The sequence below is a fragment of the Paenibacillus sp. HGF5 genome, assembly GCF_000204455.1.
Taxonomy (GTDB): Bacteria; Bacillota; Bacilli; order Paenibacillales; family Paenibacillaceae; genus Paenibacillus_AQ; species Paenibacillus_AQ lautus_A.
In genome coordinates this window covers 40,384-57,610 of the sequence record NZ_AEXS01000102.1, presented here as the reverse complement: position 1 = coordinate 57,610, position 17,227 = coordinate 40,384, and the positions used below count along the sequence as shown (strand labels likewise).

Genomic DNA, 17,227 nt, shown 5'->3' with positions numbered 1-17,227 from the left:
GATCCTATACAAGTGAAAGCCGCGTCGCAGGCGACGCGGCTTTCTAAAGTTAGCAGCAGGCAGCATGACGAGTACAGGATCGACAGTGACATTGAGGGGGGCCTCAAGTGAGCAATGAACGCTTGAATCATACGGAGACTGTCCTATGGACAGGCATTGTAACGGATTTGGCATTAGCCTTGTGCAAAGGGATAGCCGGTTACTTATCCGGCAGCAAGGCTCTCATCGGAGATGCCCTGCATTCTGCGGCGAATGCCGTAACTTTATTGGTGGACCGTTTGCCAAGCCTTGGTATATTCGGCACGAAAAGTCCGATGCGGGACAAACGGAACGTTTCGAATACGACGGAGCCCGTCATATCGATCTTGTTTGCCGTGTTATTGATCATGGGCGGCATTCAAATTGCGGTATCCGCGATCCAGACCATGGCATCGGACAACCTTGAGCCGCCGGCCACATCGGCGCTTCTTGCGATTTTCATATCGATGGCGGTGAACGAAGCGGTATTCCAATATCAAAGCTGGCAGATGAAAAGACTGCATGATCCCCGGTATGAAATGCTGTTGGCTGATCATCGGTTTGCCTTATATTCATCTTTAACGGTATTGATCGGCGTGTCGCTATCCATGGCAGGCTCTTATTTTGAATGGTCGCCTCTATTCTACATGGATTCCATAGCGGCTCTTATCGTGGCTTGTCTTGTGGTCCGGAAAGGATATATACTCATCGTTCATTCCGTTTACGGAACGCTTGCGGAGGAGAAACGCCATGAACACGAAGCCGAATTCATGGATACGATTCAGCGGGTGCACGGCGTGATCACGATCGAGGAGCTGAAGGTTCAGGAATACGGACAGATTCGCCACGTGAACATCGAAGTGAAAATCACCGTGAATCCGAGAACGTCCGTATTGGAAGCTCAGGAAATTGCCGAGCGAATCCGGAAGCTGTTGACCCATCGATTTATTCAGGTTACGGATGCCAAGGTTCACGTTGTGCCTTATGAACCCGGTTACCCGTATAAATCGAACTATGACTTGATGGACAACGATATGCCGACACTGCCGCAATAAGGGCCGGAGCTTTTAAGACAGCAGGAAATAGGCAGGAAAAGGAAGGTGAATCCCTGTGCTGTATTCCAAATATGAATGGAGAATACGAGAGGCAGCGTCAACGATCACCGAACGGCTGGCCCATGATTTGTCGCTGCCACCCATCGTGGCTTCCCTCATGGCGTCCCGGGGGATACAATCAGCCGAGGATGGCCGGGAATTTTTATATGGAACGTTTGAGCTGACGCACGACCCTTATCTCATGCTGGGAATGCGGGAGGCCGTGCCGCGTATCCGCAAAGCGCTGGAGGATCGGGAGCATATTCTGATCTACGGCGATTATGACGCGGACGGGGTTTCCAGCACATCATTGATGATTCATCTCATGCGTGATTTGGGAGCATCTTATGATATTTATATCCCTCACCGATCCAATGAAGGTTATGGCTTACATAATCATGCGCTGGATTGGGCCCATCAGCAAGGGGTCAGTCTGGTGATTACCGTAGATACCGGGATTAGTGCGGTCGAGCAAATCGCGTATGCCAACAGCCTTGGCATCGACGTCATCGTCACCGACCATCATGAGCCGCCTGAGTTGCTGCCTGAGGCATATGCATTGATCAATCCGAAGATCCCGACATGCCCGTATCCCTTTAAGGGGCTGGCCGGCGTAGGCGTGGCTTACAAATTGGCACAGGCTCTCGTGGGTGACCCGCCGGAGGAATGGCTCCAGATCGTTTCGATCGGAACGATCGCTGACTTGATGCCGCTCACGGGAGAGAATCGGGTGCTTGTGAAGCACGGGATCGAATCGATGCGAAAAACGCGGTATGAAGGCATCCGCAGCTTGCTTGAGGTTTCGGGAATTCATGTAGAGCAGGTGACGGCCGTTAACGTGGCCTTCTCCATGGCACCACGGATTAACGCCAGCGGCCGTTTGGATCATGCAGGCCGTGCCGTGACGCTGCTTACTACGGAACACAGGGAAGAGGCAGAGCGCCTTGCTTGGGAGCTGGACGGGCTGAACAAGGATCGGCAGCAAGTGGTCGAAAACATCGTCCAGGAAGCGCTGGGGATGGTTCAAAACCGCTGGGGAGGACAGGAGATCCCGCCTGTTATCGTATTGGCGGGCGAGGGCTGGAATGTCGGCGTGGTCGGCATCGTGGCTTCCAAAATCCTGGAGCGCTTTTACCGCCCCGTTGTAATACTTGGAATTGATCCCGAAACGGGAAACTGTAAAGGCTCTGCCCGTTCGATTCCCGGATTCGATATCTATGCGGCTCTGCTTTCTTGCAAAGACGTCATGGACCATTTTGGCGGCCATCCTTCCGCAGCCGGCATGAGCCTCCATCGAGACCGCTTGGAGGTATTCGAACAGGGGCTTCATCGATATGCGGAGGATGCGCTCGAAGCAGAGCATCTGATTGCCGTTTGCGAAGCGGACCTGGAAGCCAGTTTGTCGGAGGTATCCGTACCCATTCTGGAACAGATGGAACAGTTAGGCCCGTTCGGCATGGCGAATGCCGTACCGAAGATAGTTTTTCGGAACGTTGTCGTCAAGGACGTCCGCAAGATCGGCAAAGAGGGGAAGCATCTGAAGCTTCGTTTGCAGCAGGAGCGGGAGGTTATCGATGCGATCTCATTCGGCTGGGGCCATCTTGCCGATATTCTGCCGGTGGGTTCGGTTGTGGATGTGCTGGGCGAGCTTTCCGTCAATGAATGGAACGGGAGCCGTAAAGTGCAGCTCATGATTCAGGATATCTGCGCCCCTTATCAGCAGGTGTTTGATTACCGCGGGATCAAAGAGCCGATCCGGGAGATCCAGAGGTGGAGAGCTGAACTGGAGCCGCATCTGCGGTGCCCGGCTGTCCGTTCCGCGGTGGTGTACGCAAAAGATTCACATCCGGAAATAAAAAGTCAATTGTATGATATGTGCCTTTGGGTATATGATAGGAATGCTGGCATCGTGCCGGATAATGAAATCGCCGCGAGCGGCAGTCAAGAAGACATTTCCGTTTTGTTCGTACTGGATGTACCGGAGACGGCTGAGCAGCTCGCTGCATTCATGTCAGCCTTCCATTCCGTTCCCAATATATTTATGTTACATCCGACCCGGAACCTGCGCGAACGGCTGCAAATTCCGGACCGGGAACAGTTTAAGAAGCTGTACGTTTCACTCGCTGGACTGACGTCCGCTCCCATGTCGGAGAAAGAGGTCTTAGCACGTCTACAGAAGCAGACTTCGTTATCATCGCGTATGCTGGTCAAAGTACTGGATGTCTTTGAAGAATTGGCATTCATTCAGCGAGACCAGGGACAAATTACCTTTGTTCCGAAGCCGGAGAAAAAACCGCTCGACGCTTCCCGTCACTTCCGGGAATTAAGCGACTTGGCGGATATGGAGCAGCATCTGCTGCATGCCGGTACCGAACAGTTAACCCAGTGGATGACGTCCCGTACAAAAGGCGTATCTTAACCGCAACTATACAGGAGGAGATTATTTTGGATTTTAAAGATTATATTCGTGTCATTCCCGATTTTCCGCAAGCGGGGATCAGCTTCAAGGATATTACCACACTACTGAAGAATGGTGAGGTATATCGCAAAGCCATCGAGGAACTGAAGGTCTTGGTTTCCGATCTCAAAATTGATGTGATAGCTGGTCCCGAAGCTCGTGGATTCGTCGTGGGTGCTCCGCTGGCTTACGCGCTTGGCGTGGGATTCGCGCCCATTCGCAAAAGCGGCAAGCTGCCTTACGAAACGATTGAAGTGGGATATGACCTCGAATACGGTAAAGATCGCTTGGCGATGCATACCGATGCAATCGAGAAAGGGCAAAATGTATTGATTGCGGATGATCTTCTTGCAACAGGCGGTACGATTGCGACTTCGGTTAACCTCATCCGTCAATTGGGCGGAAACGTTGTTGGCGCTGCTTTCATGATCGAGCTGACGGATTTGAACGGCCGCTCGAAGCTGGATGACATCGATGTATTTACGTTGATGCAGTACGAGTAAACGACACTATTCTTCCCGATTTACCCGGGAAATAATAAAATGCCCTGAGCAATCAGCTCAGGGCATTTTTCTGTTTTTCAATAAAGTTGTCGGTTCAATCCGGCGTTTTTTCCACGAGCGGCTCATCATTCTTTTCATTGGAGAGGCCGGTAATCTCGAAGACTTTGAAGAGGAGGGCCATGAGAACACCTACGATGGTAGCCAGGGCCATGCCCTTCAGCTCGACCGTGTTAATCTTCAAGGTTACACCGCTGATTCCTGTTACCAGTACGATTGTAGCCAAGATCATGTTGCTTGCTTTGGAGAAATCCACCTTCTGTTCCACGAAGATTCGAAGGCCGGAAGCTGCGATTACCCCGAACAGCAAGAGAGACACGCCGCCCATAACTGGTGTTGGAATGTTCGCTACAACGGCGGAAAATGTTCCCGAGAAGGAAAGAATAATGGCAATAATGGCGGCGCCTCCGATGACAAACACGGAGTACACCTTCGTCAAAGCCATGACACCGATATTTTCGCCGTACGTTGTATTCGGCGTGGAACCAACAAATCCGGACAAGATGGTGGAAATACCGTTGCCGAGCAGGGAGCGGTGAAGGCCAGGATCCTTGGAAAGGTCTTTGCCCACGATATTGCTGGTTACCAGCAGGTGGCCGATGTGCTCTACGATAACTACGAGCGAAACCAGAATGATGGTCCAGATCGCCCCGCTATCGAAAACCGGGGTTGTCAACTCCGGGGCCGACAGGAACTTCGCGTTCGCGATTTTCTCCGTGTCCACGACCCCAAGCGCAAAGGAAAGCGCATATCCGACAACGATCCCGATCAGGATGTGGATAATTTTGGCGAAGCCGCGGAACAAGATGGAACCCAACACCGTAACTCCGAGGGTAACGAGCGAGATGGTAATGATTTTAGGATCGATGGACTGCCCTTCTTCCGGCAAAAAACCAGCCATGCCTGCGGCAACCGGAACCAGTTCAAGCCCGATCATCGCAATGATAGCACCCATAACCGCAGGCGGGAATACGAAGTCGATCCATTTGGTTCCCGCATATTTAACGATGAGCGCCACAAGACAGAAGATGATCCCCGTCACGATAAAGGCGCCCAAAGCTTTGCCGTAGTTGGCTTCCGGGTCGCCTTCCAGTACGATCAGCACCGGGGCGATAAAGGCGAAGCTGGAGCCGAGGTAGGCCGGAATCTTTCCTTTACATAAAAAAATGTAGAGCAGCGTGCCGACACCATTCATCAGCAGGATCATGCCGGGATCCACGCCGAATATGTTCGGTACAAGCACCGTGCTTCCGAACATGGCGAACAAATGCTGCAGGCTCAGAAGGAACCCTGGACCAAACGGAAGCTTCTCATCTACTTGAATTTCACGTTGCAAACCATTTCACTCCTCTATAGGACTTTAAATATAGGACCGTTCGCGTACGATCTTTAATAGATTAAATACAATCGTTCGTTTTTTCAACAATAATTTTTACAGTTCGTCAAAATATTCAATTCATGTCATGTTTTGATGTCCCCGTGCAGGAAAAGGGCATACTATAAGTGACCGAACGCTCCACATGTTGACGTATAACGCCGCAAGCGTCATAATGATAGGAAAACAATCACGAGGGAACCTGCACGTTTTGACAAGGGCGGGTTCCATTTTATATAGAAAGGGAAGAGAAGGACTCCAAAATGGGCATAGAGCGATTACTCGAAAAGGCCAGCGCCTATATAAAAGAACCCGATCTTCTCCGCATCCAGGAAGCTTATGAATTTGCGGAGCAAGCCCACCACGGACAAGTGCGGAAATCGGGAGAACCTTATATTCTTCATCCGCTTGCGGTTGCAGACATCGTGGTGAACATGCAGATGGACACATTGTCCATTATTGCTGCATTGCTTCACGATGTCGTTGAGGATACAACCGTATCGCTCGAGCAGATCCGCGAGCGTTTCGGGGATACCTGCGCAATGCTGGTGGATGGTTTAACGAAGTTGGAACGCATCCAATTCCGATCCAAAGAAGAGCAGCAAAACGAAAATTATCGCAAGATGTTTATCGCCATGGCACGGGATATCCGCGTAATCGTCATCAAGCTGGCGGACCGGCTTCATAATATGCGCACTCTTAAGTACCAGTCCGAGGAGAGCCAGCGCCGCATTTCCTATGAAACCTTGGAAATCTTTTGTCCGATAGCCCATCGTCTCGGTATTTCCGCGATCAAATGGGAGATGGAGGACATTGCGCTTCGTTACTTGAATCCGCAGCAGTATTACCGCATTGCGAATTTGATGCACAAGAAGCGTGCGGAGCGGGAGCAGTACATCGACAACGTCATCGTCTGCATCCGCGAGAAGCTTGACGAGATGGGCATTCAAGCCGATTTGTCAGGCCGACCTAAGCATATCTACAGCGTGTTCAAGAAAATGACGGTGAAAAACAAGCAATTCAACGAAATTTACGATCTCCTGGCAATCCGCATTATTGTGGACAATATCAAGGATTGTTATGCCACGCTCGGCATCATCCACACCCTGTGGAAGCCGATGCCTGGCCGTTTCAAAGATTATATCGCCATGCCAAAAACGAATATGTACCAGTCCCTCCACACAACGGTGGTAGGGCCTAATGGGGAGCCGACGGAGGTTCAGATCCGCACCTGGGAGATGCATCGAACGGCAGAGTTCGGTATCGCGGCACACTGGGCGTATAAAGAAGGCTCCGCAGGCAACGGGGGCAGCTTCGACAACAAGATGACGTTTTTCCGCGAGATATTGGAGCTGCAGCATGAAACGAAGGATGCGTCGGAATTTGTAGAATCTTTGAAAATGGACTTTTTCTCGGATTTGGTGTTTGTGTTTACGCCAAAAGGCGAGGTGATCGAGCTGCCTTCCGGCTCCGTTCCCCTCGACTTTGCCTACCGAATTCATACCGAAGTAGGAAACCGCACCATTGGCGCCAAGGTCAACGGAAGAATCGTTCCGCTGGACCATCAGCTCAAAACTGGCGATATCGTGGAAATTTTGACGTCGAAGCATTCCTACGGTCCAAGCCAGGACTGGCTGAAGATTGCCCAATCCTCGCATGCCCGAAGTAAAATCAAGCAGTGGTTCAAGAAAGAAAAGCGCGAAGAGAATGTCGAGAAGGGCCGCGAGATGCTGGAGCGCGAAATCAAGCGCCTCGGTCTTGACGTGTCCGAATGGACGACGGACGATAAATTAATGGAAGCGGCCAAGAAATTCGCTTTTAATGATATCGAGGATATGCTATCGGCGGTCGGCTTCGGCGGGATCACTGCCGCGCAGATCTGTACGAAGGTGACCGAGAAGCTGCGCAAGGAGCAGGAGGAAGCCAACCAGCTTGAATTAACCTCCGAGATGAAGGAAATCAAGCCGGCCGAGAAGCGAAGCCGCCCGACCAACGGCGTCCGCGTCAAAGGGATTGATAACCTGCTCGTGCGTTTCGCAAGATGCTGCAATCCCGTACCTGGCGATGATATTGTAGGCTATGTAACTCGCGGCCGCGGCGTATCGGTCCATCGTTCGGATTGTGCGAATCTGCCGACAACGGATGAGGGCGAGGATGCGGCACGCGTGATTGAGGTGGAATGGGAAACGGCCGTCGAGGCAAATTACAGCGTCGATATTGAAGTGACGGGACACGATCGCAACGGATTGCTGAACGAAGTCCTTCAGGCCGTCTCCGAGAGCAAGACGAACATTTCCGCCGTCACGGGGCGATCCGACAAGAACAAAATGGCCATGATCCACATGACCATCCTGATTCGCAATACGGATCATCTCCAATCCGTAGTGGAACGAATCAAGCGGGTGAAGGATGTGTACACCGTTCATCGGATCATGCAGTGACGGCACGATGCGCTAAGGGAATGGTCCCGGGGTTCATGACGATCCCGGAGGATGATACGAAAGCGGTCTGTAATCCTGCGGGAGACAGGCCGTTTTATTTTTGGAAGATGAAGGAGCTAACCCTATGAGAGTGGTCATTCAACGATGCAAGAATGCGCAAGTCGCAGTGGATAATGAAATCGTCGGCCAAATTGAAGCGGGATTGATGGTCCTGGTTGGCGTGACGCATGAGGATGAAGAGAAGGATGCCAAATACCTTGCCGAAAAGGTAGCGGGGCTGCGGATTTTTGAGGATGAGCAGGGAAAAATGAATTTCAGCGTCCAGGACGTGGGCGGAGCGATTCTGTCGGTGTCCCAATTTACCCTCTATGGAGACACCCGCAAAGGAAAGCGGCCGAACTTTATGGCTGCCGCAAAACCGGACGAAGCGAATGCATTGTACGAGTCGTTTAACCGCGAGCTTTCGGCGAAGGGGTTGCAGGTGGAGAGCGGGGTGTTCGGAGCGATGATGGACGTGTCGTTGACCAACTGGGGACCGGTGACGCTAATTATCGACAGCCGGTCCTAACCTGCCTAAAAAGGACGGCAGCATGCATCATATTGGAGAGATGGGGCATCCTGAGTGAATAATCGAAGGTTGTTATTCGCAAATAAAGGAGCCGTACGATATGCGTCAATCCCCCAAATTTTCGATATGGAGCAGTTTGCCTGCGACGGTCGGAACCGGAGGCGTCAGGGAAGCAGCCAGCACGGAACGCATGGTTTCGGCGCCGGAAGAATCTGCACAGCTCATCAGCATCAAGGGAAATATGCGGAAGCAGCTGCCCCGATCGTAGATTCGGCACAGCGTCGCGTGTCATGAAAGCGGCTTTTTATAAGCGGAGCCTGAGATGATCTCAGGCTCTTTTTGGCGTTCGCCGATCATCGCCATACTCAAGCTTCCTTCGGGACAGACATCTGTTGCAGGCAAGCGCCGTTCTTTGGCCTTTTTCATGAATTCCGCTGTTATAAAAAAGAGATTCCAGGGTAATAACAAATCGAGGACATTTCAGGAAGGAGACATGCCAGATGAGTAAAGTAGCATTTCTACTAGCCGACCAATTCGAAGATTCCGAGATGAAAACTCCTTACGATGCCGTGAAGGAAGCGGGGCATCAGGCTGATATTATTGGATTGAAACAAGGACAAGAGGTAAAGGGCAAACAGGGCAAGGCTTCCTACACAACCGATAAAGCCATTGCGGACGTCAACATAAACGATTATGATGCGGTGGTTATTCCAGGCGGTTCTTCTCCGGAAAACTTGCGTCTGGATTCCCATATATTGCAGTTTGTTGCAGCAGCGGACAAGGCGGGCAAACCGATTGCCTCGATATGCCACGGGCCGCAAATTTTGGCAAGCGCCGACCTGCTGAAGGGGCGCACGATCACTTCCTATCCTCCGCTTCAGGATGATATGGTAAACGCCGGCGCCAACTTTAAGGATGAGGAAGTCGTCGTGGATCGGAATTTCATTACGTCCCGGACTCCGAAAGACGAGCCGGCCTTCGTGCGCGAGCTGTTAAAAGCGCTGTAGGCGCTAAATTAGCTGTATGGTTGTCCATGTAATACCGATCTTTCAAACACACGGGTTGAAAAAAAGGAGGAATGGACATGTCTAGACAAATTCAAGCTTATTTCAGGACGGAAGACGACGCTGAAGGCGCAAGGACGAGGCTGCTGACGTACAACACGGAACAGCTGGAGGTAGGACAGCTTCAGGATTCGGTCCGAAGCGGAGGGAATATCCTGGTGCCGCTGGTGCCATGGGGTAATGCCGGCACGGGCGGTGCTACGGCAGGGGCAACAACGATGGGGGCTCCCGGCGGCGTAGTCGGGGCTCCCGGGGTGATTGTGGGGGCAAGGGATACCAGCCGCGACATCGCCCAGGACCGGCCGGACAGCGATGATCTGCCCGGCGACGGATGGCGGGAAGCGGACGTGACCGACGGGGACTATGACGATCTCAGGTACACCTTGTCCGTTAAGGTAAGGGATGAGGACTATGATCAGATCGTGCATGATTTGCGGGCGAATAACGCTTATGTGGAGCGATTTGATTAATGTCTGATTAGCGAAGAGACGCGCAGGCGATGAGCTGCTAAGAGGGAGCTTATCATTTGCAGGGCTTATCCGCCGAAACGCAAAAAAGGGCTGTTCCTTTGGTGGAGCAGCCCTTTTCAACTCTATGACATAAAAGCGCTTTCTTGCTTGTAATATAACTGTAATGTTTGTTCAATGTTTCTTTAATATTCCCTGTTTATAATAACAGCATGACCCCCTTTTTTATATAATATATGTTTTGGACCTACAACAGTGGTTTGTAGGTCTTTTTCTTTTTTCGGGAAATTTCTACAAAGTTTCTTGACTTTAGTGCGGCGGTTCATTAGAATCTAAAAATATAATGTTTTGGGTATACTATATTTATGAATAACGGATTTCATGACGGGAACAAGTACTCCATCCCCACAAGACCAGAGAAGAATCCCTTGGCTGTAAGGATTCGCTTGATGAGTGGACGAATGACCTCCCCGAGAACAGACGGCGAAGCAAGCACCGGTTAACCGGTGGGATAGACAGTAGCCGAACTGCGCGGCCGGGCGTTATACGGATGAAGCGGATGGTTGAACACATGTTAGGATGTGTCGCCGCCGGAATGTGGGTGGTACCACGGGTGATAAATTAAACATCTCTCGTCCCTGTTGTCTTAGGACAGCGGGGCGGGAGATTTTTTAGTTTCACGGCTTGTTGAGAAATGACTCCCTAGGAGTTTTTCCATAGTTAAACAGATCTAGGCAAGGGACATGTTCAAAAGGTGAGTATGTCATAGGACGCGGAGGGATGAAGATGGCAAACGAGAAATTCGAGAAACCGACAGGCACGCAGGACATCCTGCCAGGAGCCGTCGAGAAATGGCAGTTTATCGAGGAGAAGGCACGGGATCTATGCCGGAGGTACAACTACCGCGAAATTCGCACACCGATCTTCGAACAGACCGAATTGTTCGAACGCGGGGTCGGCGAAACGACGGATATCGTTGAGAAGGAAATGTACACGTTCAAGGACAAAGGGGATCGCAGCATGACACTTCGTCCGGAAGGGACGGCAGGCGTCGTTCGGGCTTACGTGCAAAACAAGCTGTATGGAGAGCCCGATGTCACGAAGCTGTACTATATGGGGCCCATGTTCCGCTATGAGCGGCCGCAGGCGGGCCGATACCGCCAGTTCCACCAGTTCGGCGTAGAGGTGTTCGGCACCGCGGATCCGGCTATCGATGCCGAGGTCATTGCGCTGGGTTACAGCTTCTACAAGGAACTTGGACTGAACGGGGTAAAAGCAGAGATTAACTCCGTGGGAACGCCCGAGGTAAGGGCAGCTTACCGCAGCGCGCTGCTTGCTTTCCTGGAACCGATGAAAGACAGCCTTTGCTCGGACTGCCAGTCGCGCATGGAACGCAACCCGCTTCGCGTGCTGGATTGCAAGAAGGACCAAGGGAAGTTCGGTGATGCGCCTTCGATCCTGGACAGCCTGGACGAGGAGTGCAGCACGCATTTCGAGAAAGTCAAAGGGCACCTGGACGCCATGGGCATCGAGTATGAAATCAATCCAAGACTGGTTCGGGGATTGGACTATTACACGCATACCGCCTTCGAATTCAAGGCCCAAGGCATCGGCGCGATTGATACGGTAGGCGGCGGCGGACGCTTCAACGGTCTCGTCGGCCAGATCGGCGGACCGGATCAGCCGGGCATCGGGTTCGGCATCGGCCTTGAGCGTATCCAATTGATTCTGGAGCATCAAGGCGTCAATCTGTCGGCCTCGAAGCCGCTGGACGTTTATCTGGTGGCGCTGGGTGAAGCCGCCGAACGGGAATTGGCGAAACTGATCTACGATCTCCGCAGCAAAGGCGTGTCCGCGGAGCGCGATTATCTCGGCCGGAAAATGAAAGCCCAGATGAAATCGGCCGATCGTCTGCAAGCCCGTTATACCGCCATTCTGGGCGACGACGAGCTGGCACGCGGCGAAATCGCGTTGAAGTCGATGGAGACCGGCGAGCAGCGAACCGTTAGGCTGGATAGCCTGGTCCAGGAATTTGTTTAATCGCCGTAAAGCGGCTTAATTATACTAAAGGGGAATGATAACCGATGAAAAGGACGCATCATTGCGGTCACTTGACAACCGCGAACATTGGAGAAACTGTGACACTGAACGGATGGGTACAAACCCGCCGGGACTTGGGCGGCGTGCTGTTCATCGATCTGCGCGATCGCAGCGGCATCATGCAAATCGTATTTAACCCGGATTTCTCCGGCGAGGCATTGGCCGTTGCCGATAAAGTCCGCAGCGAATTCGTGGTGGCCGTATCCGGGAAAGTCGTAAAGCGCGATCCGGAAACGTTCAACCCGAACCTGCCGACAGGCGAAATCGAAGTACAAGTAACCAGCATCGAAGTGCTGAACGCAGCCAAAACGCCTCCGTTCTTTATCGAAGACGGCGTGGAAGTGGATGAGCAGCTCCGCCTGAAGTATCGTTATCTGGACCTTCGCCGTCCGGAGATGCAAAAAACGCTGATGCTGCGCTCCAAAGCATCGAAAGTATTCCGCGACTTCCTGGACGATGAGGGCTTCGTGGATGTGGAGACGCCAATTCTGACCAAGAGCTCGCCGGAAGGCGCGCGCGACTATCTCGTGCCAAGCCGCGTACACGCAGGCGAATTCTTTGCGCTTCCGCAATCCCCGCAAATCTACAAGCAGCTCCTTATGGTGAGCGGGCTTGAGCGTTACTACCAAATTGCGCGCTGCTTCCGTGACGAAGACTTGCGGGCCGACCGTCAGCCGGAGTTTACCCAGGTCGACATCGAGACGTCCTTCATGGATCGGGAAGACCTGCTGAACATGATGGAGCAGCTGATGGTGAAGCTGTTCAAGGAAACCATCGGCGTTGAGCTGGCGACGCCGTTCCAGCGTATCAGTTATGCCGACGCCATGGGCAAATACGGCTCTGATAAGCCGGATCTCCGCTTCGGCATGGAACTGATCGAAATGAACGACATCGTTGCAAGCAGCGGCGTCAAAGTATTCTCTTCCGTCATTGAAAAAGGCGGCGAAGTGAAGTGTTTGAACGCTAAAGGCTGCGGCACCTGGACCCGTAAGGAAATTGACGATCTGGGACCGTATGCAGCCCGTTACGGAGCGAAGGGTCTTGCCTGGATTCAAGTGAAAGAGGGCGAATTCAAAGGGCCAATCGTGAAATTCTTCAGCGAGCAGGAAATTGAAGCGGTAAGAGAACGCACGGGAGCCGAAGACGGAGACCTGCTGCTGTTCTCCGCAGACAACAAAAAAGTGGTTGCCGACGTGCTTGGCGCGCTCCGTTTGAAAATCGGGCGCCAGCTTGGCCTGATCAACGACAACGAATACAAGTTCGCTTGGGTGCTGGACTTCCCGCTGTTCAGTTATGACGAAGAGGCGAAGCGCTATGTGGCCGAGCATCATCCGTTCACCCGTCCAAAAGACGAGGATCTGGAATTGATGGATACGGATCCGCTTGCCGTACGCGCTGAAGCTTACGACATCGTTCTGAATGGATACGAAGTAGGCGGCGGTTCCATGCGGATTTACAAACGCGAGATCCAAGAGAAAATGTTTGCGGCTCTTGGCATGTCGCCGGAAGTGGCGCACGATAAATTCGGCTATCTTATGGACGCCTTTGAGTACGGCACGCCTCCGCACGGCGGAATCGCCTTCGGGTTGGACCGTTTGGTCATGCTGCTTGCCGGACGCACCAATCTGCGCGAAACGATTGCGTTCCCAAAAACGGCAAGCGCAACGGATCTGTTGATGGACGCTCCTTCCCAGGTGGACGGAGGACAGCTGGAGCAGCTGCATATCAAACTCGCCAAGAAGCCGGGCGACGAGAAAAAATAAGCCTGTTGTTCTTGATAAAGGAGGTTGCTTGAATTATGCTGCACCAATTTTCCCGAACGGAATTAGCCATCGGTCCCGAAGGCCTTGAAGTGATGAAGAACAGCACCGTGGCGGTGCTGGGTATCGGCGGCGTGGGTTCCATTGCGGTGGAGGCCCTCGCCCGAACCGGAGTCGGCCGCATCATTCTGATCGACAAAGACGTGGTGGACATCACGAACATCAATCGGCAGATCCACGCGTTAACGACGACGGTGGGTCAGAAGAAAGCGGATTTGATGGTCGATCGGGTCAAACTGATCAATCCGGAATGTGAAGCGATCGCCCTGAACATGTTCTACACCGAAGAAACGTATGAAGAGCTGTTTAAGTACGAGCTGGATTATGTGATCGATGCCTCGGATACGATTATTTATAAAGTGCATTTAATCAAGGAGTGCCTGCGTCGCGGCATTCCGATCATCTCGAGCATGGGCGCGGCCAACAAAATGGACCCGACGAAGTTCCAGGTGGCCGACATCTCCAAAACCTCCATGGACCCGATTGCCCGAATCGTGCGCACCAAGCTGCGCAAGGACGGCATTAAGAAAGGGGTCAAGGTCGTGTTCTCTCTGGAAGAGCCGATGAAGCCCCGCCAGGACGTGACGGAGAAAATCGTGCCCGAGAATGCTCCGGAAATCCGAAAGGCGAAGCAGCCGCCGGCAAGCAATGCGTTCGTGCCGCCTGTGGCGGGCCTGATCATGGTTAGCGTGACGGTGAAAGAGCTGCTCGAAAAAGGCGGCGTCTCGTTATAAAGGAGTGTCCGGACACATTTAAACTCGGATCGAGAAAACGATAGACAAAAGGAAGGCTGAAAGAAAGAACAGCCTTTCGGTAAAATTGAGCGTGGTTAACCAAACGCAGTGTCCAGCAATGGACGCTGCGTTTTTTGCTGCCGTGGACAAGCGATTAGGACAGCAAACCCAAACAATAAAATTCCTGTGACAGCGCTTTGCTAGTATATCCCGGCGAGTTGTGCTACAATGGAACTCCTTTTTGTGTCACGGCCCTAAAGCCAGACTTCGATACGAAAAAATATGTTCTTAGGAGGTAACTGAAAGTGTCAGAATCTTTTCAAAGTGCCTATCAAGAAGAAGAGTCAAGGCTAAACGAGGTTATCGTTGAAATTGATCGACAGCTTGAACGGCTGCGCGGTATTCCGGTATACACGGGCCATGATTTTACGGAGCAGGTGCTCGAGGCAGGCCGGGAAGAGAAACGGCAGGCCCTCGCCAAAAGCTTGCCGGAGCCTTATTTCGGAAGGCTGGATTTTCAAGAGAACGGAACGGGGGCGAAGAAACCGCTCTACATCGGGAAGATAGGCTTCGACAAGGCGGACGCAGGGGACCATCCAATGGTGATTGATTGGCGGGCTCCGGTCGCGAGTCTATTCTACTCCTTTACGGGCGGTACCGATCCGGCTTCATTCGAAGCACCTGAAGGAATCATCGAGGGGCTTGTGTATTTAAAACGAAACGTCGTGATCCGCAAGCAAATTTTGGAGCGCGTATCGGACACGTACAATCGGGAAAGCGGCGGACCTGCCGTATCCGATGAGTTTTTGGTCTACCGTCTCGGAGAGAACAAGGATAACCGGCTGCGGGATATCGTATCCACGATCCAAGCGGAGCAGGATAAAATCATCCGGGCGGCCAAGAACACCGCCCTCATCATCCAAGGGGTGGCGGGAAGCGGAAAAACGACGGTGGCGCTGCATCGGCTGGCTTATTTGCTCTACCAGTACAAGGAGCAGGTAACGGCCGAGAAAATGATCATATTCGCGCCAAACCTCATGTTCCTGGATTACATATCCGATGTGCTGCCCGAGCTCGGAGTTGGCGATATTCAGCAGCGGACCTTTGGCGATTGGGCGGCGAAGCTGCTTGATATTCAGCTGTCCTCGGAGGATCATGCGCAGACGCTTCATCAGTGGTTCGAGACGGAACCGGGGCAAGGGACGCCGGATATCGACGATAATGTGAGCGGGCGCTATAAAGGCTCCTTAAGGCTGATGGATATCGTGCGTCGCTGCGTGGAGTCCATCGAAGCCGAAGCCCTTCCGGACGGGGATTTCTCTCCATGGGATGGAGCCGTGCTGAAGCAGGAGACGATGGCGGAATGGTTTTACCAGGAATATAAGCCCTATCCGCTGGCGAAACGGAAGGAACGGCTGCTCGCCAGATTACATCGCTGGGCCTTAATGGAGCTGAAGAAATCGCCATCGGCGGCCGTGATGAAAGAACGGAAGAAAAAAGCTGCACAACGCGAAAAGGCTTATGCCAATCGCTGGCCGAAATTTGAGCCAATCTCATTATATAAACAGTTATTTGGTGCGGCTAAGGTGACCGGAACGTGGTTTGAAGAGCTCTCCGCTCTTATTCCGTCCGAGGTGCTAGCCGCAACGCGCAAAGATCTGAAGAAGAATGTGGTCCGGGAGGAGGATTTGCCTGCCCTGCTGTATTTCCACTGCTTGCTGAACGATATTTCCTCAGAGCAGCGGTTTGACCACATCGTCATCGATGAAGCCCAGGATTTCTCTCCGTTTCAGGTGGCTGTGCTGGATCTGTTCGTAAGAGGACATTCCTTCACCATACTAGGGGATCTGTCGCAGGGCATTCATGCGTATCGCGGCGTGCATGCGTGGGAAGAAATGAGCTCCCTGTTCAAGGAAGAGGAAACGGCTTATTTTGCGCTGACGCGCAGCTACCGTTCCACGATGGAGATCATTGAATTTGCTAATGGGATACTGGAGAAGGGGGTCGCAAGCGACCTGCTGGCCGTGCCCGTATTCCGTAGCGGCGATGCCGTTCGCCTCATTCCTTATGATGCCGCGAACGCCAGAAGGAAGGATTTGGAGCGGGCCATGGGTGCGCTCATTGCCAAGGAATACCGGACGGTAGCCATTCTCACCCGCACCTTGCGGGAAGCGAAAGAGCTGCATGAGGAGTTAAGCACGTCCTGGCCGATGCTGAATCTGATCGATGGCAGCAAAGGAACGTATCAGGGCGGGTATTCCGTGCTCCCCGTGTATTTGTCCAAAGGTCTTGAGTTCGATGCCGTTGTGGTGGCAGATGCGGACCAGGCGCATTACGCGGAGAAAGCTTGGGATGCCAAGCTAATGTATGTAGGCTGTACGCGTGCACTGCATGAGCTGTGGCTGCTGCATGGGGAGCCGCTGCCATCGTATATCATGGCGGAGGCTTCAGAGATTATGGCGAGCGGCTGGCCTGCGGAGTAAGTGCGATTGCATAAAGGCTGTCGGATCCAGAAGTGTCAATAGAGA

The 17,227-nt window shown here is 52.6% G+C and carries 14 protein-coding genes; 12 read left to right on the top strand and 2 right to left on the bottom strand.

What is annotated here, in order from left to right; translation table 11 throughout:
- Nucleotides 1-107: 107 nt before the first annotated feature.
- The 3 genes from HMPREF9412_RS16530 to HMPREF9412_RS16520 are packed head-to-tail and all read left to right on the top strand — an operon-like array spanning nt 108 to nt 4,073.
- The gene (locus HMPREF9412_RS16530) at nt 108-1,073 is read left to right on the top strand and encodes a cation diffusion facilitator family transporter (protein WP_009592801.1); all 966 of its coding nucleotides are present in this window, start codon (nt 108-110) and stop codon (nt 1,071-1,073) included.
- Between the two features lie 55 nt (nt 1,074-1,128).
- Nucleotides 1,129-3,531, top strand: a complete 2,403-nt coding sequence (gene recJ / locus HMPREF9412_RS16525; protein ID WP_009592792.1) for a single-stranded-DNA-specific exonuclease RecJ — start codon at nt 1,129-1,131, stop codon at nt 3,529-3,531.
- Nucleotides 3,532-3,557: 26 nt separating this feature from the next.
- A complete protein-coding gene (locus HMPREF9412_RS16520; protein WP_009592753.1) occupies nt 3,558-4,073 on the top strand; it encodes an adenine phosphoribosyltransferase in 516 nt (171 codons plus the stop codon).
- 94 nt (nt 4,074-4,167) lie between these two features.
- Here the strand turns inward: HMPREF9412_RS16520 and uraA are convergent, their stop codons facing one another.
- Nucleotides 4,168-5,466 (bottom strand): uracil permease, encoded by a 1,299-nt coding sequence (gene uraA / locus HMPREF9412_RS16515; protein WP_009592737.1) that lies wholly within the window; start codon nt 5,464-5,466, stop codon nt 4,168-4,170.
- Nucleotides 5,467-5,768: 302 nt separating this feature from the next.
- Here uraA and HMPREF9412_RS16510 point away from each other — a divergent pair, with 302 nt between their 5' ends.
- From HMPREF9412_RS16510 to HMPREF9412_RS32955, 3 genes are all read left to right on the top strand, one after another.
- Entirely contained in the window at nt 5,769-7,946 is a 2,178-nt protein-coding gene (locus HMPREF9412_RS16510; RefSeq protein ID WP_009592739.1) for a RelA/SpoT family protein, read from the top strand.
- A gap of 124 nt (nt 7,947-8,070) precedes the next feature.
- On the top strand, nt 8,071-8,514 hold the full coding sequence (gene dtd, locus HMPREF9412_RS16505) for a D-aminoacyl-tRNA deacylase (RefSeq protein ID WP_009592776.1): 444 nt from the start codon (nt 8,071-8,073) through the stop codon (nt 8,512-8,514).
- 100 nt (nt 8,515-8,614) lie between these two features.
- On the top strand, nt 8,615-8,782 hold the full coding sequence (locus HMPREF9412_RS32955; RefSeq protein WP_009592793.1) for a hypothetical protein: 168 nt from the start codon (nt 8,615-8,617) through the stop codon (nt 8,780-8,782).
- A 20-nt stretch (nt 8,783-8,802) separates the two neighbouring features.
- Here the strand turns inward: HMPREF9412_RS32955 and HMPREF9412_RS32950 are convergent, their stop codons facing one another.
- Complete coding sequence (locus HMPREF9412_RS32950; RefSeq protein WP_009592787.1) at nt 8,803-8,940, bottom strand: hypothetical protein; 138 nt, start codon at nt 8,938-8,940, stop codon at nt 8,803-8,805.
- Nucleotides 8,941-9,014: 74 nt separating this feature from the next.
- On the opposite strand from HMPREF9412_RS32950, the gene HMPREF9412_RS16500 reads away from it, so the two are divergent.
- From HMPREF9412_RS16500 to HMPREF9412_RS16475, 6 genes are all read left to right on the top strand, one after another.
- Complete coding sequence (locus HMPREF9412_RS16500) at nt 9,015-9,521, top strand: type 1 glutamine amidotransferase domain-containing protein (protein ID WP_009592768.1); 507 nt, start codon at nt 9,015-9,017, stop codon at nt 9,519-9,521.
- Between the two features lie 77 nt (nt 9,522-9,598).
- Nucleotides 9,599-10,048: a hypothetical protein gene (locus HMPREF9412_RS16495; protein ID WP_009592790.1), complete on the top strand. Its 450-nt coding sequence runs from the start codon at nt 9,599-9,601 to the stop codon at nt 10,046-10,048.
- A gap of 783 nt (nt 10,049-10,831) precedes the next feature.
- Complete coding sequence (gene hisS, locus HMPREF9412_RS16490; RefSeq protein WP_009592773.1) at nt 10,832-12,085, top strand: histidine--tRNA ligase; 1,254 nt, start codon at nt 10,832-10,834, stop codon at nt 12,083-12,085.
- Nucleotides 12,086-12,129: 44 nt separating this feature from the next.
- Complete coding sequence (gene aspS, locus HMPREF9412_RS16485) at nt 12,130-13,908, top strand: aspartate--tRNA ligase (protein WP_009592809.1); 1,779 nt, start codon at nt 12,130-12,132, stop codon at nt 13,906-13,908.
- Nucleotides 13,909-13,943: 35 nt separating this feature from the next.
- A complete protein-coding gene (locus tag HMPREF9412_RS16480; RefSeq protein ID WP_009592791.1) occupies nt 13,944-14,699 on the top strand; it encodes a tRNA threonylcarbamoyladenosine dehydratase in 756 nt (251 codons plus the stop codon).
- 305 nt (nt 14,700-15,004) lie between these two features.
- Nucleotides 15,005-17,182, top strand: coding sequence for a HelD family protein (locus HMPREF9412_RS16475; protein ID WP_009592772.1), 2,178 nt, complete (start codon nt 15,005-15,007; stop codon nt 17,180-17,182).
- Nucleotides 17,183-17,227: the final 45 nt, after the last annotated feature.

What these genes read in the sequence shown, in the direction of transcription:
- HMPREF9412_RS16510 (WP_009592739.1), top strand. Translation starts at nt 5,769, where the DNA reads ATGGGCATAGAGCGATTACTCGAAAAGGCCAGCGCCTATATAAAAGAA.
- dtd (WP_009592776.1), top strand. Translation starts at nt 8,071, where the DNA reads ATGAGAGTGGTCATTCAACGATGCAAGAATGCGCAAGTCGCAGTGGAT.
- HMPREF9412_RS32955 (WP_009592793.1), top strand. Translation starts at nt 8,615, where the DNA reads ATGCGTCAATCCCCCAAATTTTCGATATGGAGCAGTTTGCCTGCGACG.
- HMPREF9412_RS32950 (WP_009592787.1), bottom strand. Translation starts at nt 8,940, where the DNA reads ATGAAAAAGGCCAAAGAACGGCGCTTGCCTGCAACAGATGTCTGTCCC.
- HMPREF9412_RS16500 (WP_009592768.1), top strand. Translation starts at nt 9,015, where the DNA reads ATGAGTAAAGTAGCATTTCTACTAGCCGACCAATTCGAAGATTCCGAG.
- HMPREF9412_RS16495 (WP_009592790.1), top strand. Translation starts at nt 9,599, where the DNA reads ATGTCTAGACAAATTCAAGCTTATTTCAGGACGGAAGACGACGCTGAA.
- hisS (WP_009592773.1), top strand. Translation starts at nt 10,832, where the DNA reads ATGGCAAACGAGAAATTCGAGAAACCGACAGGCACGCAGGACATCCTG.
- aspS (WP_009592809.1), top strand. Translation starts at nt 12,130, where the DNA reads ATGAAAAGGACGCATCATTGCGGTCACTTGACAACCGCGAACATTGGA.
- HMPREF9412_RS16480 (WP_009592791.1), top strand. Translation starts at nt 13,944, where the DNA reads ATGCTGCACCAATTTTCCCGAACGGAATTAGCCATCGGTCCCGAAGGC.